The 25,319-nt window shown below is 73.4% G+C and carries 20 protein-coding genes; 19 read left to right on the top strand and 1 reads right to left on the bottom strand.

All coding sequences use genetic code 11. From position 1 onward, the window contains the following. Window positions 1–4: 4 nt before the first annotated feature. The 12 genes from Q7L65_RS11820 (at window position 5) to Q7L65_RS11765 (ending at window position 13,230) form a co-directional block, all read left to right on the top strand. A complete protein-coding gene (locus tag Q7L65_RS11820) occupies window positions 5–859 on the top strand; it encodes a branched-chain amino acid ABC transporter permease (RefSeq protein WP_304721382.1) in 855 nt (284 codons plus the stop codon). Beyond that, window positions 852–1,889: a branched-chain amino acid ABC transporter permease gene (locus tag Q7L65_RS11815; protein WP_304721380.1), complete on the top strand. Its 1,038-nt coding sequence runs from the start codon at window positions 852–854 to the stop codon at window positions 1,887–1,889. The genes Q7L65_RS11820 and Q7L65_RS11815 overlap by 8 nt, the downstream gene beginning before the upstream one ends. Next, on the top strand, window positions 1,882–2,661 hold the full coding sequence (locus tag Q7L65_RS11810) for an ABC transporter ATP-binding protein (RefSeq protein ID WP_304721378.1): 780 nt from the start codon (window positions 1,882–1,884) through the stop codon (window positions 2,659–2,661). Before Q7L65_RS11815 ends, Q7L65_RS11810 begins: the two co-directional genes overlap by 8 nt. Continuing rightward, on the top strand, window positions 2,658–3,422 hold the full coding sequence (locus Q7L65_RS11805) for an ABC transporter ATP-binding protein (protein WP_304721376.1): 765 nt from the start codon (window positions 2,658–2,660) through the stop codon (window positions 3,420–3,422). Before Q7L65_RS11810 ends, Q7L65_RS11805 begins: the two co-directional genes overlap by 4 nt. Further along, window positions 3,419–5,539, top strand: a complete 2,121-nt coding sequence (locus tag Q7L65_RS11800) for a hydantoinase/oxoprolinase family protein (RefSeq protein WP_304721375.1) — start codon at window positions 3,419–3,421, stop codon at window positions 5,537–5,539. Before Q7L65_RS11805 ends, Q7L65_RS11800 begins: the two co-directional genes overlap by 4 nt. A 15-nt stretch (window positions 5,540–5,554) precedes the next feature. After that, window positions 5,555–7,885: a hydantoinase B/oxoprolinase family protein gene (locus Q7L65_RS11795; RefSeq protein ID WP_304721373.1), complete on the top strand. Its 2,331-nt coding sequence runs from the start codon at window positions 5,555–5,557 to the stop codon at window positions 7,883–7,885. Then, on the top strand, window positions 7,882–9,417 hold the full coding sequence (locus Q7L65_RS11790; protein ID WP_304721371.1) for a class I adenylate-forming enzyme family protein: 1,536 nt from the start codon (window positions 7,882–7,884) through the stop codon (window positions 9,415–9,417). The genes Q7L65_RS11795 and Q7L65_RS11790 overlap by 4 nt, the downstream gene beginning before the upstream one ends. Beyond that, a complete protein-coding gene (locus Q7L65_RS11785) occupies window positions 9,414–10,424 on the top strand; it encodes a thiamine pyrophosphate-dependent dehydrogenase E1 component subunit alpha (RefSeq protein ID WP_304721369.1) in 1,011 nt (336 codons plus the stop codon). The genes Q7L65_RS11790 and Q7L65_RS11785 overlap by 4 nt, the downstream gene beginning before the upstream one ends. Then, complete coding sequence (locus tag Q7L65_RS11780) at window positions 10,414–11,478, top strand: alpha-ketoacid dehydrogenase subunit beta (RefSeq protein ID WP_304721367.1); 1,065 nt, start codon at window positions 10,414–10,416, stop codon at window positions 11,476–11,478. The genes Q7L65_RS11785 and Q7L65_RS11780 overlap by 11 nt, the downstream gene beginning before the upstream one ends. Continuing rightward, a complete protein-coding gene (locus Q7L65_RS11775; protein WP_304721365.1) occupies window positions 11,468–11,707 on the top strand; it encodes a biotin/lipoyl-containing protein in 240 nt (79 codons plus the stop codon). Before Q7L65_RS11780 ends, Q7L65_RS11775 begins: the two co-directional genes overlap by 11 nt. A gap of 96 nt (window positions 11,708–11,803) precedes the next feature. Further along, complete coding sequence (locus Q7L65_RS11770) at window positions 11,804–12,502, top strand: TetR/AcrR family transcriptional regulator (RefSeq protein ID WP_304721364.1); 699 nt, start codon at window positions 11,804–11,806, stop codon at window positions 12,500–12,502. Continuing rightward, window positions 12,499–13,230: an enoyl-CoA hydratase/isomerase family protein gene (locus Q7L65_RS11765; RefSeq protein ID WP_304721363.1), complete on the top strand. Its 732-nt coding sequence runs from the start codon at window positions 12,499–12,501 to the stop codon at window positions 13,228–13,230. Before Q7L65_RS11770 ends, Q7L65_RS11765 begins: the two co-directional genes overlap by 4 nt. Window positions 13,231–13,279: 49 nt before the next feature. On the opposite strand, the gene Q7L65_RS11760 is transcribed toward Q7L65_RS11765, so the two are convergent. Further along, window positions 13,280–15,229: an NAD(P)/FAD-dependent oxidoreductase gene (locus tag Q7L65_RS11760; protein ID WP_304721362.1), complete on the bottom strand. Its 1,950-nt coding sequence runs from the start codon at window positions 15,227–15,229 to the stop codon at window positions 13,280–13,282. Window positions 15,230–15,338: 109 nt separating this feature from the next. Between Q7L65_RS11760 and Q7L65_RS11755 the strand changes: the two genes are divergently transcribed. From Q7L65_RS11755 to Q7L65_RS11725, 7 genes are read left to right on the top strand one after another with little or no spacing between them, the layout of a single operon-like run. After that, entirely contained in the window at window positions 15,339–16,943 is a 1,605-nt protein-coding gene (locus Q7L65_RS11755) for an AMP-binding protein (RefSeq protein WP_304721361.1), read from the top strand. Then, window positions 16,940–17,893, top strand: coding sequence for a thiamine pyrophosphate-dependent dehydrogenase E1 component subunit alpha (locus Q7L65_RS11750; RefSeq protein ID WP_304721359.1), 954 nt, complete (start codon window positions 16,940–16,942; stop codon window positions 17,891–17,893). Before Q7L65_RS11755 ends, Q7L65_RS11750 begins: the two co-directional genes overlap by 4 nt. After that, entirely contained in the window at window positions 17,886–18,860 is a 975-nt protein-coding gene (locus Q7L65_RS11745) for an alpha-ketoacid dehydrogenase subunit beta (protein WP_304721357.1), read from the top strand. Before Q7L65_RS11750 ends, Q7L65_RS11745 begins: the two co-directional genes overlap by 8 nt. A gap of 17 nt (window positions 18,861–18,877) precedes the next feature. Continuing rightward, window positions 18,878–21,022, top strand: a complete 2,145-nt coding sequence (locus Q7L65_RS11740) for a hydantoinase/oxoprolinase family protein (RefSeq protein WP_304721356.1) — start codon at window positions 18,878–18,880, stop codon at window positions 21,020–21,022. A gap of 1 nt (window position 21,023) precedes the next feature. Beyond that, entirely contained in the window at window positions 21,024–23,339 is a 2,316-nt protein-coding gene (locus Q7L65_RS11735; RefSeq protein WP_304721355.1) for a hydantoinase B/oxoprolinase family protein, read from the top strand. Then, window positions 23,336–24,493, top strand: a complete 1,158-nt coding sequence (locus Q7L65_RS11730; protein WP_304721354.1) for a 2-oxo acid dehydrogenase subunit E2 — start codon at window positions 23,336–23,338, stop codon at window positions 24,491–24,493. Before Q7L65_RS11735 ends, Q7L65_RS11730 begins: the two co-directional genes overlap by 4 nt. After that, the gene (locus Q7L65_RS11725) at window positions 24,486–25,310 is read left to right on the top strand and encodes an SDR family NAD(P)-dependent oxidoreductase (RefSeq protein ID WP_304721353.1); all 825 of its coding nucleotides are present in this window, start codon (window positions 24,486–24,488) and stop codon (window positions 25,308–25,310) included. The genes Q7L65_RS11730 and Q7L65_RS11725 overlap by 8 nt, the downstream gene beginning before the upstream one ends. Window positions 25,311–25,319 lie beyond the last annotated feature (9 nt).

Raw genomic sequence — 25,319 nt, 5'->3', positions numbered from 1 at the left:
GTCGATGAGCCTCGCGAGCCTCGGCAGCGGGATCGTCCAGGGCTTCGTGATCGCGCTCGTCGCGCTCGGCTTCACGCTGATCTACCGCGGCACGAGAGTGGTCAACTTCGCCAACGGCCAGATCATGGTCTTCGGCGGCTACCTCGGCTGGATCGTCTTCGTCGACGCCGGGCTTCCGTTCTGGATGGCGGCCGTCGCGGTCGCGCTCGGCGGCGCCGTCCTGGGTCTCGCGATCCAAGTCGGCGTCGTCGAGCCGCTGCGGCGCGCGTCGCTGCTGATGCGGATCATGGCGATCCTCGCGCTGTCGCTGATCCTCGACGGCGCGATAGCGCACATCTTCGGCGCCGACGCGCGCAGCTTCCCGGCCTACGCGTCGACCAGCGCGCTCGTCGGCGGCCTCAACTGGTCCGCGATGGACCTCTGGATCATGGGCGTCACGACCGGCTGCGTCGGCGGGCTGCTGCTGATGATGTACCGCACCGAGTTCGGCCTGCTGATGCGCGCCTCGGTCGACAACCCGGCCGGCGCGTCGCTCGTCGGGATCCAGCCGAACCGCTTCGGCCGCGTCGCCTGGATCCTCGGCGCCGGCATCACCGCGCTCGGCGGGATCCTGATCCTGCCGAAGCTCGTGCTGCTGCCGAGCGTCGGCATCTCGCTCACCTTCCTCGCCTTCACCGCGGTGGTGATCGGCGGCTTCGGCAGCATCGGCGGGGCGATCCTCGGCGGGCTGCTCGTCGGCGTCGTGCAGAGCGTCGTCGGCTCGGCGATCGGCTCGGGCTACGAGCCGCTCGTCAACCTCGGCCTGATGCTGCTGATCCTGACGATCTGGCCGACCGGACTGTGGGGCGAGGATGGCTAGCCGCCCGGCGACCCCGCTGCAGCAGCTCGGCGACCTCGGCGGGCGCTGGCGCCAGCGGCGGCTGACCGCGACCGGGACGCACACGGAGCTGCCGTTGATCGGCGCGCCGCGGGCGGCGCTGCTGGCGATCGCGCTGGCGCTCGTAGCGATCGCCTACGTCAGCGGCGCGGGCACCTACGCGCAGAGCGTGATCGCGCTCGGCTGCGGCTACCTGATCGCGGCGCTGGGCTACAACCTGACGCTCGGCTACGCCGGCCAGTTCGCATTCGGCCAGGCCGGCTTCCTGGCGATCGGCGCCTACGTCTACGCGGTCCTGCAGGAGCACGGCACGAGCTGGCTGCCGGCGCTCGTCGCGGCCGCGCTCGCCGCCGCCTTCGCGGGCGCGGTGATCGGCCTCGCGGTGCTGCGCACGAGCGGCTTCTACCTCGCGCTGATCACGCTCAGCTTCGCGCAGGCGGTCGTCGTCGCGATCGACCTGCTGCGCTCGCTGACGCACGCCGACGACGGCATCTCCGTCTCGTTCTTCGACCTCGACACGGTCTACCCCGCGATCGTGCTGGCCGCGCTCGCGCTGTTGCTGGTCGACCGCCTGATCCACTCGCGCAGCGGGCGGGCGTTCCTGATGATCGGCAGCGACGAGTCGGCGGCGCGCGCGGTCGGCGTGCCGATCGGCCTCGCGCGCGTGGCCGTCTTCTCGCTCGGCGGCCTGCTCGGCGGGATCGGCGGCGTCGTGATCGCCGGCGCGCTCGGCTTCGTCACGCCGGAGAACTTCAGCGTCCAGCTGACGCTGCTGCTGCTGACGATGATCGTCGTCGGCGGCCTCGGCTCGCTGATCGGGACCGTCGTCGGCGTCGCCGTCTTCACCGCGCTGCCGGAGTTGTCGGCCTCGTTCGTCGGCTGGCAGGACGTCGCCTACGGCGTGATCCTGCTGGCCGTCATCTTCGTGCTGCCGGGCGGGCTGATCTCGCTGCCGGCGACGCTGCGAGGCCTGCGCGAGCGGGTCGCGGGGAGGGGGAGCGCGCGTGGCTGAGGTGATCGCACTGACCGGGGTCTGCGTGCGCTTCGGCGGCGTGCAGGCGCTCGACGGCGTCTCGTTCACGGTCGGCGCCGGCGAGTCGCTGAGCCTGATCGGGCCCAACGGGGCCGGCAAGACGACGGTGCTGAACGCGATCTCCGGGTTCGTCAGACCACACGCGGGCTCGATCGTCGCGGGCGGCTCCCCGCCGGTCCAGCTGCTGCGCGCGCCGGCCCACCGGCGCGCGTCGCTGGGGATCGCGCGGACCTTCCAGAACTCGCGCCTGTTCGGCGACATGCGCGTGCTGGACCAGGTGATGTGCGGCGGCTTCGGCACGACCCGCCCGCGCCCGCTCGGCACGCTCGCGCGCGGCCCGCGCTTCCTGCGCGACGACGAGGCGCTGCGGGTCGAGGCGCTGGAGATGCTGGAGGCGCTCGACCTCGCTGACGCCTGGGCGCGGCCGATCTCGGCGCTGCCGAGCGGTCACCGCAAGCTCGTCGACCTCGCGCGGGCGCTGATGTCGCGCCCGCGGCTGCTGATGCTCGACGAGATCGCCGCGGGACTCAGCGGCGAGGAGAAGCAGCGGCTGCTGGCGTTCGTCGACGCGCGCCGCGAGCGCGACAGCTTCGCGCTGATCGTGATCGAGCACGACCTCGACTTCATCCGCGCGATCGCGACGCGCGCCGTCGTGCTCGACCACGGCCGCCCGCTCGCGAGCGGCAGCGTCGACGACGTGCTCGCGCGCGCGGACGTGCTGCAGGCGTACGTCGGGGAGGCGGTCGCGTGAGCGGTGGCCACCTGGAGGTCGAGGCGTTGACCGTCACCTACGGCGCCGGCGTCGCGGTCGACGCGGTCTCACTCGAAGTGCCCGCCGGCGGCTGCCTCGGGATCGTCGGCGCCAACGGCGCCGGCAAGTCGTCGCTGATGAACTGCGTCTGCGGGCGGCTGCGGCCGGCGGCCGGGCGGATCGCGCTCGACGGGCGCGACGTCACCCGCCGCGGCGCGTGGAAGCTGGCGCGGATGGGCCTGCGCGCGGTGCCGGAGACGAAGGAGCTGTTCTGGGGCCTGACGGTCGCGGAGAACCTGCGCGCCGGCGCCGCCTCGCTGCCGCGCAGCCGCCGCGAGCAGGAGCTGGCGCGCGTGCTGGAGCTGCTGCCGCGCCTGCAGGAGCTGCAGCGATCGACGGCGCGCGACCTGTCCGGCGGCGAGCAGCAGCTCGTCGCGATCGGGCGCGCGATGGTCGGCCGGCCGCGGCTGCTGCTGCTCGACGAGCCGGCGCTGGGACTGTCGCCGATCGCCGTCTCGCACATCGTCGACTGCCTGCGCGCGATCCGCGCGGAGGGGACGACGATCGTGATCGCGGAGCAGAGCCTGCGGGTGCCGGACGCGCTCGCGGACGAGCTGTGCGTGATGCAGCTGGGTCGCGTCGTGGCGCACGGCGGCCACGACGAGGTGTTGCAGGGCGAGCTGTTGCGTCAGGCGTTTCTGGGCGGTGGCGCCCCGGCGGTCGTCCAAGCGGAGAACATGAGGGAGGAAGCTGCGACATGAGTGGACCGTTCGTGATCGGACTCGACATCGGTGGCACGTTCACCGACTGCGTCGTGCTCGATTCAGACAGCGGTGCGGCCTACACGGGCAAGGCGCCCTCGACGCCGCCGAGCTTCGCGCGCGGCTTCTTCGACGCGATCGCCGACGGCGCCCGCGCCGTTGGCACCGACGTCGCGGACCTGCTCGCGCAGACGAGCGTGATCGTCCACGGCAGCACCGTCGCGACCAACGCGCTCGTCGCGCGCACGGGCGCCGACGTCGGCCTGCTGACGACCGCCGGCTTCGGCGAGACGCTCGCGATCATGAAGGGCGGCGGGCGCTCGGCCGGCCTCTCCGCCGAGCACGTCCTGCACGCCGCCGCGACCAGCAAGCCGGAGCCGATCGTGCAAACGCGGATGATCCGCGAGGTGCCGGAGCGGATCGACCGCAACGGCAGCGTGATCATGGAGCTGGACGAGGAGGCGTGCGCGGAGGCGGTGCGCGAGCTGGTCGCCGAGGGCTGCGGCGCGATCGCGATCTCGTTCCTGTGGTCGTTCCTCGACGACCGTCACGAGCGCCGCGCGGAGGCGATCGCGCGCGAGGTCGCGCCGGGGCTGCCGGTCAGCCGCTCGTCCGCGATCGCGCCGCGGATCGGTGAGTACGAGCGGACCGTCTCGACCGCCGTCAACGCCTACGCCGCACCGAGCCTGGACCGCTACATGGGCAACCTGCGCGCGGAGGCGCAGAAGCTCGCCGACTGCCCGCCGATCCTCTTCATGCAGTGCAACGGCGGGATCGCGACGAGCGAGCGGATCCTCGACGTGCCGATCCTGACGCTGCACTCCGGGCCGGTCGCCGGCGTCGCCAGCACGCGCGAGCTGGGCGCGCTGCTGGAGCGCCCGCACATCATCGCGACCGACATGGGCGGCACGACCTTCGACGCCGCGGTCGTGCGCGGCGGCGAGCTGCCGGTGCGCGACACGATGATCGTCAACCAGTTCGAGATGTTCCTGCCCGCGATCGACGTGCAGTCGATCGGCGCCGGCGGCGGCAGCGTGATCTGGGTCGACGAGGTCAGCGGCTCGCTGCGCGTCGGCCCGCAGAGCGCCGGCGCCGACCCCGGCCCGGTCGCCTACGGCCAGGGCGGCACGCAGCCGACGATCACCGACGCCGACGTGGTGCTCGGCTACCTCGACGCCGACGCCTTCCTCGGCGGCCGCAAGCGGCTCGACGCGGAGGCCGCGCACGCGGCGCTGGCGCGCGTCGGCGAGCCGCTCGGGCTCGACGCGCTGCAGGTCGCCGCCGGCGCGAAGCTGATCGTCGACTCGAAGATGGCGGACCTGATCCGCAAGATGACGATCGAGCGCGGCTACGACCCGCGCGACTTCACGCTCGTCGCCTACGGCGGCGGCGGCCCGACCCACGCCGCCGGCTACGCGCGCGACCTCGGGATCGAGGAGGTCGTGATCCCGTTCGGCGACCAGTCGAGCGTCTGGTCGGCCTCCGGCCTCTGCACCGCCGACATCCGCCACGTGCTCGACGCGGTCGAGCTGCAGGACGCGCCGCTGGACGGCGCGCGGCTCACCGACGCCTACGAGCGGCTGGAGCGCGACGGGCGCGAGCTGCTGCAGAGCGCCGGGATCGACGCGGCGCTGTGGAGACTGGAGCGCGTCGCCGGGCTGCGCTACAAGGCGCAGGTCCACGACGTGACCGTGACGCTGCCGCCCGGCCGCCTCGACGAGGCCGCGCTGAGCGACGCGATCGCGCGCTTCGAGCGCAAGTACGAGGAGATCTACGGCCGCGGCGCCGCCCACCGCGAGGCGGGGATCGAGCTGGCGATGGTGCGTGTCGTCGCGAGCGCGGCGCGCGGGAAGGTCGGGGGCGGACCGACCGTCAGGAGGTCGGCCAGCACCAACGGCCACCACCCCGAGCCGACGATCCGCGACGTCTACTGGGGCGCGCATCGCGGCTTCCTGCCGACGCCGATCCACCGCGGCGCGCAGCTCGCGCCCGGCTTCGAGACGAGCGGCCCGACGGTCGTCGAGCTGGACAACACGACGATCGTCGTCGAGCCCGGCGAACGGCTGCGGCTGGCCGAGCACGGCAGCTTCGTCCTGACGATCCCCGCGGCCGGGTAGAGAGGAGTCCCGAGCATGGAGACCAACGGAGTCACCCACGCGTACGTCCCGCCGCGCGAGCTGACGATCGCGCCGCAGCTGCGGCTGCACACGGCGACCGCCGACGTCGACCCGATCACCTACGAGGTGCTGCGCCACAGCCTCTGGAACGTCAACGACGAGCACGGCGCGCACATCATCAAGGTGTCGGGCTCGCCGATCGCGCTGTACGGCCAGGACTTCAACCCGACGATCTGCATGGAGGACGGGGAGATCCTCTACTCCGGCCCGTTCATCCAGTTCATGTCCGGCACCGCTGACCTGATGGTGAAGTGGACGCTGGAGCGCCGGTCCGCCAATCCCGGCATCCGCGACGGCGACATGTACGTCTCGTGCGACCCGTGGATCGGCGCGCCGCATCAGCCCGACAACTACCTGATGTGCCCGATCTTCTGGGAGGGCGAGCTGTTCGGCTGGGCGGTCAACACGCTGCACCTGCACGAGGTCGGCGGGGTCACGCCCGGCAGCTTCTGCCCGGATGCCGCCAACGTCTTCTCCGAGGCGACGCCGATCCCGCCGGTGAAGCTCGTCTCGGGTGGCGAGCTGCAGGCCGACGTCGAGGAGATGATCATCCGCCGCTCGCGGATGCCGAGCCTCGTCGCGCTCGACCTGCGCTCGCAGATCGCCGGCGCGAACTTCGCGCGCGAGCGGATCCTGACGCTGATCCGCCGCTACGGCGCCGACGTCGTGAAGGGCGTGATGAAGCGGATCACGGGCGCCGCGCAGGCGTCGCTGGCGGCGAAGCTGCGCGAGATCCCGGACGGGACCTATCGCGACGTGCAGTACACCGGCGTCGCGCTGCCGGGCGACCGCGAGATCTACCGGATCGAGCTGACGGCGACCAAGGAGGGCGACCGCATCAGCTTCGCCAACGCCGGCACCGACCCGGCCGCCGGCACGCTCGGCTGCGTCTTCTGCGGCTGGCGCTCGGCGATCGTCGCGGCGACCAACGCGATCCTCGGCTGGGATCAGCTGTACGCGACCGGCGGCGTGATCCGCTGCCTCGACTTCGAACCCGCGCACGGGACGATGACGTGCGCCGACCACCCCTCCGCGGTGACGATGTACAGCTCGGTCCTGATCACCTCCGCGATGGCGGCGCGCGTGCTGTCGAAGATGGTCGCGAGCGTGCCCGAGCTGGCCGGCGACGCGCTCGGTCCCAGCGGCTTCTCCAACAGCCTCTACACCGGCTTCGGCGGCCGCGACGCCGACGGCCACCCGTTCGGGACCGTGACGCTCGACCAGATGGCCGGCGGCCTCGCCGCCTTCGCCGACCGCGACGGGATCTCGACCGGCGGCACGTGGTGGGCGCCGCAGTCCTCGATGGCCAACTGCGAGGAGGTCGAGCGCAACTACCCGCTGCTGCACCTCTACCGCCGCGAGGTCCACGGTGGCGGCGGGCACGGCCGCTGGCGCGGCGGCGACGGGATCGTCGTCGCGTGGGTCCCGTACGAGGGCTCCGAGCTGGAGTTCGCGACGACGACCGCCGCGACCGTCGTGCCGAACACGATCGGCCTCTCGGGCGGCTACCCGGGCGCGATCGGCGGCCACTTCCGCGTCGCCGACAGCGACGTGTGGGAGCGGATGCAGCGCCGCGAGCCGATCGCCGACCCCGACGCGCTGCGCGCGCTCGGCGACTGCGAACGGGTCCCGCCCAAGCTGGCGGGCGTCCCACTCGGCTCCTCCGACCTGCTGGAGATGCGCTGCCCCTCGCCGGGCGGCTTCGGCGATCCGCTGCTGCGCGAACCAGAGCGGGTCGCACAGGACGTGCGCGATGGCCGGATCGAGCCGGCCGCGGCGCTGACGTACTACGGCGTCGTGCTCGACGACCTCGGCGACGCGACCGCGCGCGAGCGCACGCGGCGCTTCTCCGAGCGGTTGGGCGGGGCGCGGCCGGCGGCGGTGGTCGGCGACGAGCGGCTCGATGGCGCGCAGCTGGCGGCGGCCGGCGAGTCGCGGCTCGGCGACGTGCCGCCCACCGGTGAGCAGCCGCAGGTGCGCGTGCACGAGCACGTCGGCGTGTTCGAGGACGGCGCGTATCGCTGCCTGCGCTGCACGACGCAGCTCGGCACGCTCGAGGACGGCTACCGCTGCGGGCTGCGCGTGCTCGACCGGCCGCTGCCCGAGCTGGGGGCGCACTACGTCGACCCCGTCGCGGAGGTCGACGCGCCGCTCGTCGCACGGATGCTCTGCTGCCCCGGCTGCGGCGTCCTGACCGACGTCGAGGTCGCGCGCGCCGACGATCCCGTCTACGACGACGTGCGCGTGGCGGCCGACGTGCTCGCGGTGGCGTGGACGGTGCGATGAACGTCGCCGCGCAGCTCGACCTGCACGCTCGCTCGGACCCGGCGGCGCTCGCGCTGGTCGACGACCCGAGCGGGCTGCGCTGGAGCTGGGCGCAGCTGCGGCGCGACGTCGCGGGCGCGCAGCGCGGCCTGGCGGCGCGCGGGCTGCGCGCCGGCGACCGCGTCGGGCTGCTGCTCGACAACCGCCCCGAGTTCGCGATCCTGTTCCTCGCCGCGGTCCGCGGCGGCGTCGTGCCGGTGCTGCTGAACACGCGCTGGTCGGCCGCCGAGCTGCGCCTCGCGCTGGAGGACAGCGGCGCGCGCATGCTCGTCTGCGAGCGGCGGCTGGTCGAGCAGGTGGGGGCGCCCGCGGTGGAGGGGCTCGCGTGCGAGCTGGTCGTGGAGACGGGCGACCTGCTGCTCGACGCGCTCGATCCGATCCCGCCGACGCTGCAGCGCGCCGACGACGACCTCGCCGAGATCATGTACACGTCGGGCAGCAGCGGGCGGCCGAAGGGCGTGCTGCACCACCACGGGCATCATCTCGCGAACGCGGCCAGCCTGATCGACCACTTCGAGCTGCGCCGTCAGGACGTCGGGCTCGTCCCGTTCCCGCTCTTCCACCAGTCCGGCCAGACGATCTGGAGCCTCGCGCTCGCGCTCGGCGGTCCGCTCGTGATCGTGCGCCGCTGGCGCGCCGAGCAGTTCCCCCGCCTGCTGCGCAAGCACGGCGTCACCTACGTCCACCTGATCACGACCGCGGTGACCGATCTGGCGGGAGAGGCGGGCGCGCCGCGCGGCGCGGTCGCCGACGCGCGCGAGGGCGGCAGCAGCCTGCGCCTCACGCTCTTCGGCGGCGGCTCGGCCGGCGTCGAGCAGGCGGCCGCCTACGAGCGCCGCTTCGGCGGGGTGCTGTGCGCCGGCTACGGGCGCAGCGAGGGCGGCTACAGCTGGGAGCCGCCGGACCGCGCGCGGCGGCGCTTCGACCGCAACGGGATCCCGCTGCGCGGCACCGCCGAGCTGCGGATCGTGGACCCGCTCACAGACGCGCCGCTGCCGCCCGGCGCGGTCGGCGAGATCCGCATGCGCGGCGACGCGGTCGCGCGCGGCTACTGGCGCCGGCCCGACCTCGACGCGGCCGCCTTCGACGGCGACGGCTTCATGCGCACCGGCGACCTCGGCGTGCTCGACGACGACGGCTTCCTGACCTTCGAGGGCCGCGCCGACGGGATGGTCAAGTCCGGCGGCGAGAACGTCTACCCGTCCGAGGTCGAGCGCGTGCTGCTGCGTCAGCCGGCGGTCGTCGCGGCCGCCGTCGTCGGCCTACCCGACGCGCGCCTGGGCCAGCGCGTCGCGGCCGCCGTCGTCGTGCGCGAGCCGCACGAGATCGAGGCCGCGCTCGACGCCTGGTGCCGCGCCGAGCTGTCGGGCTACAAGCGCCCCCGCGCCTTCGCGATCTGCGAGCAGCTGCCGCTGCTCGGATCGGGCAAGGTCGACTACGGGGCCGTGATGGAGCTGTTCGTCGAAGCGACCGCCCGAGGAGGACGGCGATGAGCGAGAACGACCCCGAGGTGCGGCGCTGGGACGGGCTGCCGCCCGACGACGCCTACGACGACGCCGACCTCAGGCGGATGTACCGCGCGATGGCGCTGATGCGACGCTTCGACGAGGAGGTCAGCGAGCTGTGGACCAGACGCCTGATCCCCGGTCCGACGCACGCCTACATAGGGATGGAGGCCGGCGGCTGCGGCATGCTCGAGGAGCTGCCCGCGGACGGCTTCCTCTACAGCTACTACCGCGGCCACGGCCATGCGCTCGCGCGCGGCCTGCCGCCGGACCGCGTGATGGCCGAGATCCTCGGCCGCGCCGACGGGATCTGCGGCGGCAAGGGCGGCTCGCACCATCTCACGGACGTCGCATTCGGCCACCTCGGCGCGAACGGGATCGTCGCCGCCGGCCTGCCGCAGGCGGTCGGCAGCACGCTCGCCGCGCAGCTCGCCGGCGACCACCGCCCGGCGGTCGCCTTCTTCGGCGACGGCGCCTCCTCGTCGGGCACCGCCCACGAGGCGATGAACCTCGCCTCTGTCTGGAAGCTGCCGGTCGTCTTCGTCTGCGAGAACAACGGCCACGCCGTCTCGACGCGCGCCACCGCGATGGTCTCGGTGCAGAACGTCGGCGCGCGCGGGCCGGCGTACGGGATGCCCGGCCACGTCGTGGACGGGCAGGACGTGATCGCGGTCAACCAGGCCGCGCGCGCGGCGTTCGCGCACGCGGCTGCCGGCGACGGCCCGTCGCTGATCGAGCTGAAGACCGCCCGCTACCGCACCCACTCGGCGGCGAACCCGGTCGAGTACCGCAGCGCCGAGGAGCTGGCGCCGTGGATCGACCGCGACCCGCTGACGCTGCTGCGCGGCCGCATGGACGCGCGCGGAACGCCGGGCGACTGGTTCGAGCGCACGCTCGCCGAGGTGGCCGAGGTCGTCGACGACGCCACTCGCTTCGCGCGCGACAGCCCACCGCCCGCCGACGCCGACGCCCTGGAGGACGTCTATGCCGCCTAGCGCATCCACCCACGCACCCGCCGAGGCGCCTGCGGCGACGGCGCGGCTGAAGTACGTCGCCGCCGTTCGACGGGCGTTGAGAGAGGAGCTGCGACGCGACCCGCGCGTCTTCCTGATGGGGCAGGACGTCGGCGCCTACGGCGGCATCTTCACCGTCACGAAGGGGCTGTTCGCCGAGTTCGGGCCGGAGCGCGTGCGCGACACGCCGATCGCCGAGAACGCGATGATCGGCGCCGCCGTCGGCGCGGCGATGGTCGGCGCGCGGCCGGTCGTCGAGATCCAGTTCTCCGACTTCATCGCCTGCGGCTACGACCAGCTCGTCAACCAGGCGGCGAAGATGCGCTACATGAGCGGTGGCCAGGTGTCCGTGCCGCTGGTGCTGCGCGCCACGACCGGCGGCTACCTCGGCTTCGCCTCCCAGCACATGCAGACGCTGTTCGTGCTGTTCGCGAGCGTGCCGGGCCTGAAGGTCGTCGCGCCATCGGACGCGGCCGACGCGCTCGGCCTGATGAAGGCGGCGATCCGCGACGACGACCCGGTCGTCTTCCTCGAGCACAAGACGCTCTACGGGAAGGCCGGCGAGGCGCCGGGAGAGGGCGTCGAGCACGTCGTCCCGCTCGGGCGCGCGCGCGTGCGTCGGGCGGGCGAGACGGTCACGGTCGTGGCGATCTCGGGCATGGTCCCGCTGGCGCTGGCGGCCGCCGAGGAGCTGGCCGAGCAGGAGGGGATCGACGTCGAGGTGGTCGACCCGCGCACGCTGCGCCCGCTCGACCTCGGCACGATCGTCGCGTCGGTCCGCAAGACCGGGCGCTGCGTCGTCGTCGACGAGGCGCCCGTCTTCTGCGGCTACGGCGCCGAGGTCGCCGCCGCGGTGCAGGAGGCCGCGTGGGAGTCGCTGCGCGGGCCCGTCCTGCGAGTCGGTTCGGCGGAGGCGCCGGTGCCGGCCGCGCCGGGGATCGAGCGCGTCGTGCTGCCGTCGCAGGAGCGGATCGCCGACGCGATCCGGCGTGCGGCAACGACCGCCGCGGGGAAGGAGCACCACGATGGCCGTTGAGATCGCGATCCCGTTCGCCTCCGCGACGATGGAGGAGGGCTCGATCACCGAATGGCTGAAGCAGGACGGCGAGACGGTGGAGGCCGAGGAGGCCGTCTGCCTCTGCGAGACTGACAAGGCGACGCTCGAGATCGAGTCGCCGGTCGCCGGCGTGCTGCGGATCGTGCAGCCGGAGCTGGACGTGCCGCTGAGCGTCGGGACGGTGATCGCACACGTTGAGGAGGGGTGAGCGAGGGGTGAAGGGCACGGCAGCCGGATCGCGACGGCGCGCAGCGCGCGCCACGCCACTTGACGGTTGACTCGCCGATCACCTAGCGTCAAGACAATGGCTCGGAGAAGCAGCACAGCGACGAAGACCAGAGCGCCGGAGGAAGTGGCCCCGCCGAGACCGCTCGGCAAGCGCGGCAGAGCGACCCGCGCGCGGCTCCTGCGCGCCGCCGAGGAGTGCTTCGGCACGTACGGCTACGCCGCCACGTCGGTGTCGGAGATCGTGCGCCAGGCCGGCACCTCGCAGGGCGGCTTCTACGTCTACTTCCCCAGCAAGGAAGCGATCTTCGCGGAGCTGATCCGCGACATGGCGCGCGACATCCGCGAGGTCCTGAGCGCGCGCGTCAGCGGCAGCGAGACGCGCCTGGAGGCGGAGGTCGCCGGCACCGAGGCGTTCTTCACCTGGCTGACCGAGCACCGCCACCACCATCGCATCCTGCACCTCGTCGACGAGGTCGACGAGGGCCTCGCGCGCGAGTTCTTCATGGCGATCTCGACCTCGTACACGGAGGCGCTGCGGCGCGCGATGGACGACGGCGAGATCCCGCGGATGGATCCCGAGCTGCTCGCCTACGCGCTGATGGGGATCGGCCACTTCCTCAGCATGCGCTGGATCCTCTGGTCCGGCGGCGAGTTCCCGCCCGAGCTGGAGGGCGACCTGCGCCGCATCATCAGCGGCACGCTCGGCCTCGGGCAGGCGGCCGCGGACGCGGGCGCGGCGGGCGCCGCGGGCGCGGGCGCGGCGCGCGGCTCGTGAGCCCGCCGCCCGCCGACGCGGTCGTCCTGGAGGAGCGCGACACGACCAACGGGGTCGCGATCCTGAAACTGTCGCAGCCGCCCGTCAACGCGCTCGACGCGGCCGCCTTCGACAGCGCCGAGCTGGCGCTGCGCGAGCTGGCGCAGACGGCCGGGATCCGCGCGATCGTGCTGACCGGCGGCGGCACGCGCGCGTTCTGCGCCGGCACCGACCTTGCCGCCTTCGAGACGCCGGCCGCGCTGGCGCGCGCGCAGCAGGCCTCGGCGCGCTTCTTCGCGACGCTCGCAGAGCTGCCGGTCCCGCTGGTCGGCGCGCTCAACGGCCCGGCGGTCGGCGGCGGCGCGATGATCGCGTCGGAGTGCGACGTGCTCGTCGCAGTCCCCGGCGCCTGGTTCGCGCTGCCCGAGGTGGCCGCCGGCCTGCTCGGCGGCGGCAGCCACGCGCGCCGCCTCGCGCCGTACTTCAAGGGCCTGCGGATGCTGCTGCTGGGCGAGCGGCTGAGCGCGCAGGAGGCGTTGGAGAGCGGTGTGCTGGCCGCGGTCGTCGAGCCGCACGAGCTGCGCGCGACTGCACTGGCATGGGCGCGCAGGCTGGCGGCGCTGGACCCTGCGGCCCTGCGCGCCGCCCGCGCGATCTACCGCGCCCCCGCGGCGGCCGCCGCGCGCGACGGCTACGCCGACGAGCGCGGCGCGCTGGCCGAGCTGCTCGCCGAGCGCGCGGCCACCTGAGCGGCCCCGCCGCGGTGCAGCGGCACGAGCCGTCGCCGGCCGCCACCGCTCACCGATCGCAGCCGCCCGGCTCGTGCCGCGGCTCGATCACGTAGTCGGCGAGGTCGCCCGAGCGCGTCATGTGCCAGTAGTCGACGACGCGGAACGGGTTGTTGACGACGACCCGGCCGCGCGAGTTGCGGTAGTAGGTGTCCATCCCGGGATGGGTCCAGACCATCCGCTCGTGGGCGGCGTCGACGCGCGCGTTGTAGCTCTCGTAGACGTCGCGACGGACCTCGACCGAGCCGATCCCGGCGCGCAGCATCTGCTGCAGCATGTCGAGCACGTAGTGCAGCTGGATCTCGGCCGAGCCGATCAGCGAGCCGCCGTGCCCGGTCTGCGTGTTGGGCCCGAACAGGATGAAGAAGTTCGGGAAGTCGGGGACGGCGAGCCCGAGGTAGGCGCGCGCGTCGTCGTCGTCCCACGCATCGCGGAGCGTCTCGCCGGAGCGGCCGTGGATCTCGATCGGCGCGAGGAAGCGCACGACGTCGAAGCCGGTCGCGCAGACGAGCACGTCGGCCTCGTGCAGCTCGCCGTCGGCGCTGACGACGCCCCCCTCCGTCACCTCCCGGATCGGCTGCGTCACCAGCTCCACGTCGTCGCGCGTGAGCGCTCTGTACCAGCCGTTGTCCAGCAGGATCCGCTTGCCGAATGGCGGGTAGCCGGGCGTCACCGCGCGCATCAGGTCCGGCCGCGCACCGAGCTGCTCGGCGATGTAGCGCGTGAAGAACTTGCGGTGGCCGTCGTTGGCCGCGTTGACGGCACGCTCGGGGTGCGGCCAGTCGGGATCCTTCTGCAGCGTCGGGTGGACCTTGTCGTTGAACGTCCACGACGAGCGCACGCGGTACCAGGCGCGGTACAGCGGCACCTCGCGGCCGAGGAAGCGGACCGGCTCGGGCACCGGCAGGTGGTACTGATCGAACGGCGCCGCCCACTGCGGCGAGCGCTGGAAGACGGTCACCTGCGCGGCCGTCCCCGCGATCGCCGGCACCAGCTGCATGGCGCTGGCGCCGTTGCCGATCACGGCGACGCGTCTGCCGGCGAGGTCGAGCTCCGCGGGCCAGCGCGCGGTGTGCACGCACGGGCCGTCGAAGCGCTCCAATCCCGCGATCGACGGCATCTTCGGGCGCGTGAACGCGCCGACTGCGCTGATCACGAGGTTCGCGCTGAGTGACTCCTCGGCGCCGCCGGCGGTCCGCACGCGGACCTGCCAGCGCTGCGCCGTCTCGTCCCACGCCATCGAGAGGACCTCGGTCTGGAAGCGGATCCGCTCGACGACGGCGTTGTCGCGCGCCACCCGTTCGAGGTAGTCGTGCAGCTCGTCGCGCAGCGCGAAGTACTGCGACCAGTCGTTGGGCGCGAACGAGAATGAGTAGAGCGCGCTCGGCGTGTCGACGCCGCAGCCGGGATAGCGGTTCTCCAGCCACGTCCCGCCGACCGTCTCGCGCTTCTCGAGGATCGCGTAGGGGATCCCGGCGGCGCCCAGCTCGACGCCCGCGGCGATCCCCGAGACGCCGGCGCCGATCACCAAGACCTCGAAGCCGGCCGGCACGTCGAGGTGCGGGACGTCGGGCTCGTGGCCGGTCCCGGCTGCCAGCTCGTCCTCGATCATCGGCGCGTACTCGGGCGGCACCCGCTCGCCCATCGAGACGCCCAGCATCTGCACCAGCTGGCGCTGCGTCGGCGGCGGGGCCGGCTCCAGCCGACCCTCTCGCCACGCCGCGATCGTCACCAGCGCGGCGCGCCGGATCTCGGCCTGCACGTCGGCTGCAAGGCCGCCGTCGTGGTTGTCGTCGAGGCCGCGCGTCCGCGTCGGGCGGTACGGGGCAGCGAGCCATCTGCGGTCGCCCGTCATGTGGGCGAGGACCAGCAGCAGCGTCGGGATGTTCGCGATCGCGATCCCCTCGCGCAGCCGCTGCTCGTCTTCGGTCGACCGCTCGGTCGTCGCCGTCTCGTTCATTGCCTGTTCCTCCTCGTGCGGCCCGTCGGGCACTCCGCCGCGACATGACAACCCAATCACCTTTTCGCGAACTTGACAACTGGATCACTACTCACCTAACGTGAATGGCGTGGTGGAGAGAGCCCGTCAGCACGGGTCATGGAGACCCCTGACCCTGGTCGACCGACTGCAGCGGACGGTCGCCGTCCACGGTGATCGCGAGGCGCTGATCGCCGACGACGAGCGGCTGACCTGGAGTGAGGTCCTGGACGCCTCGCGGCAGATCGCGAGCGGCCTGCTCGCGCTCGGCGTCGCGCCGGGCGACCGCGTCGCGCTGTGGCTGCCCAACCGCGTCGAGTGGCCGCTCTGCTGGCTCGCCGCCGCGCATCTCGGCGCGCTGACGGTCCCCGTCAACACGCGCTACAAGGCGGCCGAGGCCGGCTACCTGCTCGGCCACGCGACGCCGCGCGTGCTGGTGATGCTCGACCGCTGGCTGGGGATCGACTACCGCGCGCTGCTCGACGAGGCCTGCGAGCAGCACGGCGCCCCGCGCCCGCCGCACGTCGTCGTGATCGGCGAGCCGTGGCAGGGGACGATCTCCTTCGCGCAGCTGCAGCGCGCCGGCGCCGACGTCGAGGACGCCGAGCTGGACGCCCGCCGCGACGCGGTCGTGCCGCAGGACCCGACGATCATCGTCTACACCTCCGGCACGACCGGCTTCCCGAAGGGCGCCGTCCACAGCCACGCGATCCTGCGCAACGAGTACGCGATCGCCGACTGGATGGGCCACGACGAGCGGACGCGGCTGCTGGGCCACATGCCGTTCTTCCACGTCGCCGGCGGCTTCACCGGCCTGCTGCCGGCGCTGATCACCGGCGGCGCCGTCGTGCTGATGGAGCGCTGGGACGCCGGCCGCGCGCTGCAGCTGATCGAGCGCGAGCGCGTCAGCTCGATCGGCGGGATCCCGACGCACTACGTCGACCTGCTCGCGCACCCGGCGCTCGACGCGACCGACACCAGCTCGCTGCAGGTCGGCTGGATCGGCGGCGCGACGATCGCGCCCGACGTCGTCCGCGGCGCGCGCGAGCAGCTCGGCGTGCGCACGATCCTGCCGGTCTACGGGATGACCGAGACGACCTCGACGACGACCTATCCGCGTCCCGGCGACCCGGACGAGATCGTCCTCAGCGGTCGCGGCGTGCCGATCTCCGACTTCGAGCTGCGCGTCGTCGACCCCGCGACCCGCGCCGAGCGCGCGCCGGGCGAGGAGGGCGAGATCGAGGTCCGCGGCCACCTCGTGATGCAGGGCTACTACCGCGATCCCGAGGCGACCGCGAAGGTGCTCGACCGCGACGGCTGGTTCCGCACGGGCGACCTCGGCGTGCTCGGCGACGACGGCTACCTCGCCGTCACCGGGCGGCGCAGCGACATGTTCATCGTCGGCGGCAGCAACGCCTACCCGGCCGAGATCGAGCGCCTGCTCGCCGCCCACCCGGGCGTGCGGCAGGTCGCGGTCGTCGGCGTGCCGGACGCACGCCTCGGCGAGGTCGGCTTCGCGTTCGTGCAGCTGCATCCGGAAGCCGACCTGACCGAGGAGGAGCTCGTGCGCTACGCGCGCAGCCAGATGTCCGACTTCAAGGTGCCGCGGCGCGTCGCGTTCGTCGCGCAGCTGCCGTTGACCAGCACGGGGAAGGTCGAGCGGCACACGCTGAGAGAGCTGGCGGCGGCGCGATGACGCCGACGACCGAACAGGCCGCCCAGCTGTACGAGACGATGGTGCTGATCCGCCGCTTCGAGGAGCGCGCGTACGAGGTCTTCATGGCCGGCAGAGTCGCCGGCGCGATCCACGCGACCGTCGGCCAGGAGGCGGTCCCGGCCGGCGTCTGCGCCCACCTGCGGCGCGAGGACCACGTCACCTCGACGCACCGCGGCCACGGCCACACGCTCGCCAAGGGCGCCGACCCCGGCCGCATGTTCGCCGAGCTGTTCGGCCGCAGCGACGGCTACTGCCGCGGCAAGGGCGGCTCGATGCACGTCGCCGACCTCGCCGCCGGCATCATCGGCGCGAACGGGATCGTCGGAGCCGGGCTGCCGATCGCGGTCGGCGCCGGCTACAGCGCGCAGGTGCGCGCCACCGACCAGGTCGCGGTCGCCTTCTTCGGCGACGGCGCGGTTCAGGAGGGCGCCTTCCACGAATCGCTGAACCTCGCCGCGACGTGGAGACTGCCGGTCCTCTTCGTCTGCGAGAACAACGGCTACGCCGCCTCGATGGCGCTGGCGCGCGCGACCCCGACGGTCGACGTCGCCAAGCGCGCCGCCGGCTACGGGATGCCCGGGATCACGGTCGACGGGATGGACGTCGTCGCCGTCCACGAGGCGGTCGGGCCGGCCGTCCAGCGCGCCCGCGCGGGCGAGGGCCCGACGCTGATCGAGGCGAAGACCTACCGCTTCCTCGGCCACTCACGCGGCGACCCGGGCGTCGGCCTGTACCGCGACGCCGAGGAGGTCGAGCGCTGGAAGCTGCGCGACCCGCTCACGATCTTCACGGCCAGCGGATTGCTCGACGACGAGCAGCGCACGGCGATCCGCGACGCGGTCGAGCGACGCATCGACGCGGCGGTCGCGTTCGCCGAGGCCTCCCCGTTCCCGGCCGGCGCCGAGGCGCTGGAGGACGTCTATGCCTGAGCAGACCTACCTGCAGGCGGTCCGCGACGCGATCGCCGAGGAGATGCGCCGCGACGAGACGGTCGTGCTGTTCGGCGAGGACGTCGAGGTCGGCTACGTCTTCCGCGTCACGAAGGGGCTGGTCGAGGAGTTCGGCCCGCTGCGCGTGCGCGACACGCCGATCAGCGAGCTGGCGATCGCCGGCGCCGCGGTCGGCGCCGCGATGACGGGGCTGCGACCGGTGCCGGAGATCCAGTTCGTCGACTTCACGACGCTGGCGATGGACCAGATCGTCAACCAGGCGGCGAAGCTGCGGTACATGACCGGCGGCCAGGCGCGCGTCGCGATGACGCTGCGCGCGCCGGTCGGCCCGCTCGCCAACTACGCCGCGCAGCACTCGCAGTCCTTCCACGCCTTCTTCTGCAACGTGCCCGGCCTCGTCGTCGCGATGCCGACGACGCCGGCCGACGTGAAGGGGCTGCTGAAGGCGTCGATCCGCAGCGACGACCCGGTCATCTTCCTCGAGCACAAGGCGCTCTACGGGATGAGAGGAGAGGTCCCGGAGGGCGAGCACCTCGTGCCGCTCGGCGTCGCGGAGGTCAAGCGGGCGGGCCGCGACGTGACGGTGGTGGCGACCGGCAAGCTCGTGCACGAGTCGCTCAGAGCGGCTGAGGACCTGGCGCGCGAGGGGATCGAGCTGGAGGTCGTCGATCCGCGCACGCTCTACCCGCTCGACACCGAGACGATCCTGGAGAGCGTGCGCCGCACCGGCCGCCTCGTGATCGCGGACGAGGCGCCGAAGATGTGCGGCTACGCGGCGGAGATCGCCGCGCTGGCGGCGGAGGAGGCGCTCGAGTACCTGACGGCGCCGGTCAAGCGAGTGGCGCTGGCGCACGCGCCGATGCCCTGTGCGCCGCCGCTGGAGGAGTACGTGCTGGTGGGCGCTCGCGAGATCGCACAGGCGGCGCGCGAGGCGGTTGCCGGATGACGACGAGGAGCGATTCTGTGAGCAGCACCAGCAGCGGGACGGCGACGCGCGACGGATTCGTCGCCGGCGTCGACATCGGCGGCACCTTCACCGACTGCGTCGCGGTCTCGGGCGCGGGCGCGGTGATGACCGGCAAGCATCCCTCGACGCCGGGCGCGCTCGCCGACGGCTTCGTCGGCGCGATGCGCGCCGCGGCCGACGGCGCGCAGATCGGCCACGACGACTTCTTCGCGGCGGTCCGCCAGCTGAAGCACGGCTCGACGGTCGCGATCAACACGATCGTCTCGCGCACCGGCGCGCGCGTCGGGCTGCTGACGACGCGCGGCCACGGCGACGCGATCCTGATCATGCGCGGCGCCGGGCGCACCGCGGGCCTGTCGCCCGAGGAGGTGCTGCACGTCCCCTCGACCGACAAGCCCGAGCCGCTCGTGCCGCGCTCCCGGATCGCCGAGATCGGCGAGCGGATCGACGCGGCCGGCGAGGTCGTCGCGCCGCTGCGCGACGAGGAGGTCGAGGCGGCGGTGCGGCGGCTGCTGGAGCAGGGCGTCGAGGCGTTCGCCGTCTGCTTCCTGTGGTCGTTCGCGAACCCGTCGCACGAGCAGCAGGCGCGCGCGGCGATCGAGCGCGTCGTGCCCGGCGCGTACGTGACGCTGTCGAGCGACCTGATCCCGCGCATCGGCGAGTACGAGCGCACCGCCGCGGCCGTCATGAACGCCTACGTCGGGCCCAACACGACCGGCTACATCGAGACCGTCGCGGCGCGCGTGAACGCCGTCGGCGTGCGCGACGAGATCATGTTCATGCAGTGCTCCGGCGGCGTCTTCGGCGCGCAGGAGGCGGCCGGCGCGCCGATCTTCACGCTGCAGTCCGGGCCGGTCGGCGGCGTCGTCGCCTCGCGCTTCCTCGCCAGACGGCTCGGCCACGACAACGTCATCACCGCCGACATGGGCGGCACGACCTTCGACGTCAGCGTGATCCGCGACGGCGAGCCGGCCAACCGCGACACGACCGTGCTGCAGCAGTACGAGATCGCGGTGCCGACCGTCGACGTGCAGTCGATCGGCGCCGGCGGCGGCTCGATCGCCTGGATCGACCCGATCCGCCGCACGCTGCGCGTCGGCCCGCAGAGCGCGGGCGCCGAGCCCGGCCCGGCCTGCTACGGCCGCGGCGGCACGCAGGCGACGGTCACCGACGCCGACGTCGTGCAGGGCTTCATCAACCCCGACCGCTTCCTCGGCGGCGCGCTCGCGCTCGATCCCGAGCGCTCGCGCGCGGCGATCGCGGCGCTCGCCGACCAGCTCGGCCTGACGCTGGAGCAGACGGCCGCCGGGATCACGCGGATCGTCGACTCGCGGATGGCGGACCTGATCCGCAAGGCGACGATCGAGCGCGGCTTCGACCCGCGCGACTTCGTCCTGTTCGGCTACGGCGGCGCCGGCCCGACGCACGTCGGCCTGTTCGCGCGCGAGCTGGGCGTGCAGGGCGTCGTCGTCCCGCTCGGCAACACCGGCGCGGTCTGGTCCGCGCTCGGCGTCGCCTCGGCCGACTACCTGCGCATCTACGACCGCGTCCACTACGCCGACGCGCCGTTTCGCCCCGGTCCGCTCGCCACCGCCTACGGCGAGCTGGAGCGCGGCGCCGTCGAGGACCTGCTGGCGGCGGGGATCGCCGACGACGAGCTGACGCTCCAGCGCAGCTGCTTCGTGCGCTACAAGGCGCAGGTCCACACGGTCGAGGTGCCGGTTCCCGGCGGGGCGTTCACGGACGCGGTCGCGCGCGAGGTCGAGCAGGCGTTCGAAATGCGCTACGCGACGTTGTTCGGCGCCGGCACCGGCTATCGCGAGGCGGGGATCGAGATCACCGACCTGCGCGTGACGGCGATCGGCGGGACGCTGAAGCCGTTCCTGCAGGAGGCGCAGGGAGCGGTGACCGAACGCGACGCGACCGCGCCCGAGTCGCGCCCGGCCTACTGGCTGGAGCTGGAGCAGACCGTCGAGACGCCGGTCTTCCAGGGCGCCGCGCTGCAGCGCGGCGAGCGCGTCGCGGGCCCGGCGATCGTCGAGTTCAGCGACACGACGGTGCCGATCCGACCAGGACAGAGCTGCACCGTCGACGACCTCGGAAACCTCGTGCTGACTGTGCCGAGCGGAAGGAGCAACTGAGATGCCACTCGAGCGCGACGGGGTCGTCTGGGACGGCCGCACCTACCCGTACATGCCCGGCGAGGACCTCGGGATCGACCCGAGCCTGCCGCTGCACACCGACACCGCGCAGGAGATCGACCCGGTCACCTACGAGGTGCTGCGCCACAACCTCTGGCAGGTCAACGAGGAGCACGGCGCGACGCTGATGAAGGTCTCCGGCTCGCCGGTCGCCCTCTACGGCCACGACTTCAACCCGACGCTGGCGCTGGAGGACGGCGACGCCGTCTACTACGGCCCCTACATCCAGTTCTTCTCCGGGATGGCGGACCTCTGCGTCAAGTGGACGCTGGAGCACCGCAGCGGCGGGCGCGGGATCCGCGACGGCGACATGTTCATCTCCAGCGACCCGTGGGTCGGGACCTCGCACCAGATGGACAACTACGTCCTCTGCCCGGTCTTCGTCGACGGCAAGCTGTTCTGCTGGACGGTCAACACGCTGCACGTGCACGAGGTCGGCGGCACGACGCCGGGCGGCTTCTGCCCGGACGCGAAGGACGTCTACTGGGAGCCGACCCCGATCCCGCCGATCCTGCTGGTCGAGGGCGGCGAGGTGCGCGCCGACGTGGAGGACATGTTCGTGCGCCGCTCGCGCGTGCCGAGCCTGACGCGGCTGGACCTGCGCGCGCAGATCGCGGGCGCCGGCGTCGCGCGGCAGCGGATCCTGGAGCTGGTCGCGCGCTACGGCGCCGACGTCGTGAAGGGCGCGATGCGGCGGATCGTCGGCGACTGCGAGCACGCCTTCGCGCGCAAGCTGGAGCGCCTGCCCGACGGCGAGTGGACCGACGTGCAGTACGTCGGCAACGGCCTGCCGGGCGACCGCAACGTCTACCGGCTGCAGCTGACGATGCGCAAGCAGGGCGAGCGGCTCTCGTTCCACAACGAGGGGACCGACCCGCAGTTCGGCTCGCTCAACGCCGCCTACGCCGGCTGGCGCGCGGCGATCCTGTGCGCGCTCAACCCGATGCTGACGTTCGACCAGCTGTACGCCGGCGGGCTCGTGCGGCGGCTCGACTTCCGCCCGACGCCGGGCACGATCACGTGCGCGACGCACCCCTCGGCGGTGACGATGAACACCGCGCTGCTGGCGACGATCCCGATGGCCGCGTCGGTGATCGGACGGATGCTCGCGTGCGACCCGGAGCTGAAGCGCGACCTCGTCACCTCGTGCGGCCTGTCGGGCGCGATCTGGACCGGCTTCTCAGGCAGAAACCAGCGCGGCGAGGTGTTCGCGACCGTGACGCTCGACCAGATCGGCGGCGCGATCGGCGCCTTCTCGCATCGCGACGGCGTCTCGACCGGCGGCCTCTGGTGGGATCCGATGGCGTCGATCTCCAACTGCGAGACGTTCGAGCGCGAGTACCCGCTCTTGATGCTCTACCGCCGCGAGGTCGAGGAGGGCGGCGGCGACGGACGCTGGCGCGGCGGCGACGGGATCGTGCTCGCGTGGGTGCCGCACGGCGTCGAGGCGATGCAGCTGGAGTCGACCTCGACGGCGATGGTGCTGCCGTCCTCGTCGGGGATCTTCGGCGGCGCGCCCGGCAGCCCCGGCTGGCACTACCTCGTGACCGGCTCCGACGTGCGCGCGCGGCTCGCCGACGGCACGTTCCCCGGCTCGCCGGCCGAGCTGCGCGGGCTGGCCGGCGAGCACATCGACGTCGCGCCGAAGACGCGCGAGATCGCGCAGGACCAGGACGCCGTCTGGGAGATGCGCTGCATGTCCGGCGGCGGCTACGGCGACCCGCTGCAGCGACCGGTCGCGGAGGTCGCGGCCGACCTTGACGCGGGTGTGCTGTCACCGCCGACCGCGACCGTCATCTACGGCGTCGCGTTCGACGACGACGGCGTCCCGAGCGAGGTCCGCAGCGCGGCGCTGCGCAGCGAGCTGCGGGCGGCGCGGCTGGGTGGACGGGCGCCGGAGCGGGTGCTGGAGGCGGGCGAGGGCGACGTCGCGATCCACGAGTACCTCGTGGTGCGCGACGGGCAGATCGCTTGCCGCTGCGGGGAGCAGCTGTGCGACGCGAACGAGAACTACAAGCTGCACAGCGCGGTGCGGGTCGGCGAGACGGGGACGCTCGGCGCGCTGTTCGTCGAGCCGCGCGAGCAGGTCGACGCCGACGTGGTGCTGCGCGAGTACTTCTGCCCCGGCTGCGCGGTGCGGCTCGACCTCGAGGTCGCGCTGCGCACCGATCCGCCGGTGTGGGACACGCAGGTCGACCCGGCGTCGGTCGAGCGGGCGCGCGCGGCGCGCGGCGAGCAGCAGCGGGTGAGCGCATGATCCACGAGGTCGTGATCCCGCAGCTGGGGATGGTGTCGGAGTCGCTGCGCGTCGTCGGCTGGCTGGCCGAGCCGGGCGAGGCGGTCGAGGCCGGGCAGGGGATCGCCGAGGTCGAGTCCGACAAGGCGACGACCGAGATCCCCGCCCCGCACGCCGGCTTCCTGCGCCGTCGCGTCGTCGAGCTGGACCAGGAGCTTTCGGTCGGCGACACGATCGCGATCGTCACGACGACGGTCGACGAGCCCGAGGATGCGGGCGCCACGACGTCGGGTGACGCACCCGGCGACGTGAGCGGGGCGGTAAGCGGTCCCCCCGAGCCGACCGCCGCACCGCCCGCGCCGACGACCGGCGCGGAGGTGCGCCCGCCGGCAACCGCCGCCGCGGCTGCAGGTGGGCCGCTGCGCGCGCTCCCCGCCGCCCGGCGGATCGCGCGAGAGCGCGGGATCGAGCTGACGGAGGTGCGCGGCACCGGACCGGACGCGACGATCACGGTTGCGGATGTGGAGGGACATGCACCTGCACCTGCACCTGCACCGGCAGGCCCCTCCAGCGCCCGCCGCGCGACCGCTCGGATCGTCACGGAGAGCTGGAAGATCCCGCAGTTCTGGGTTCGCCGCACCGTCGACCTGCGCGCCGCCGACACGTGGCTCGCCGATCAGGACGCGACGCTCGCGGACCTGCTCGTGTGGAGCTGCGCGCGGCTGCTGCCGAGACATCCGGACCTGCTGCCCGACGGCGCAGGCGCGGCACCTTCGATCGCCTACCTCGTGCAGACCGAGCGGGCGCTGCTGGCGCCGACGGTGCCGGTCGATCCCAACGCGCCGATCGCCGAGCTGGCCGTCGCGCGCCGCGCGGTCGTCGGCCGTGCGCGCGCCGATCGGCTCGGCGGCGCCGACGTCGGCGCTGCCGCGTTCGCGATCTCCAACCTCGGCCTGTCCGGGATCGACGCCTTCTCCGCGCTCGTGCTGCCCGGCCACCACGGCGTGCTCGCCGTCGGCCGCCGCCGCGACGAGGTGCGGATCGAGCACGGCGAAGTGGTCGCCGTGCCGGTGCTGGAGCTGGTCCTGAGCGTCGACCACCGCGCCGTCGACGGCGTCCAGGCGGCCGCGTTCCTGAGCGATCTCGGCGACACGCTGGAGCGGATCGATGCCTGACGACTCCGCCCTCTCTGCCGGCGACCTGAGCGGCCGCGTCGCGTTCGTCACCGGCGGCGCGCGCGGGATCGGGGCGGCGTCGGCGCGCAAGCTGGCGCGGGCCGGCGCGGCGGTGCTCGTCGCCGACCTCGACGGCGATGGCGCGGCGCAGACGGCGCGCGCGATCGAGTGGGACGGCGGTCGCGCCGACGCGGTCGCGCTCGACGTCGCCGACAGCGCCGCGGTCGCCGCCGCGATGGACCGTGCGATCGAGCGCTTCGGGCCGCTCGACGTCGTCTTCAACAACGCTGGGATCGTCCACTGGGGCACGGCGCCCGAGACCTCCGACGCGCAGTGGCGCCGGATCCTCGACGTCAACCTGACCGGCGTCTTCAACGGCTGCCGCGCCGCGATCGAGCGGATGCGCGAACGCGGCGGCAGCATCGTCAACACGGGCTCGACCGCCTCGTTGCAGGGCCACCCCGGCTTCGCCGCCTACGCGGCGACGAAAGGCGGCGTGCTGCTGCTGACGAAGTCGCTCGCGCTCGACTGCGCGGAGCTGGGGATCCGCGTCAACGCGATCTGCCCCGGCGCGATCGAGACGCCGATGCAGAGCGCGATCGTCGAAGCCGTCCACGGCCACGCGCCGCGTGACGAGCGGGAGCTGGCCGCGATGCTCGCGCCGCAGGCGGCGCAGCAGCCGCTCGGCCGGCTCGGCACGGCCGCAGAGGTCGCGGAGGTCGTGCTGTTCCTCGCCGGGGACGCGGCCCGTTTCGTCACCGGCGCCGCGTTCGCGGTCGACGGCGGCGCGACGGCCGGTCCCGGCAGACCGACGTAGCAAGCGGCC

This window comes from Conexibacter sp. CPCC 206217, from assembly GCF_030646165.1.
Taxonomy (GTDB): domain Bacteria; phylum Actinomycetota; class Thermoleophilia; order Solirubrobacterales; family Solirubrobacteraceae; genus Conexibacter.
Note: the sequence above shows the minus strand (reverse complement) of the source record. Positions and strands in the feature narration are given on the sequence as shown.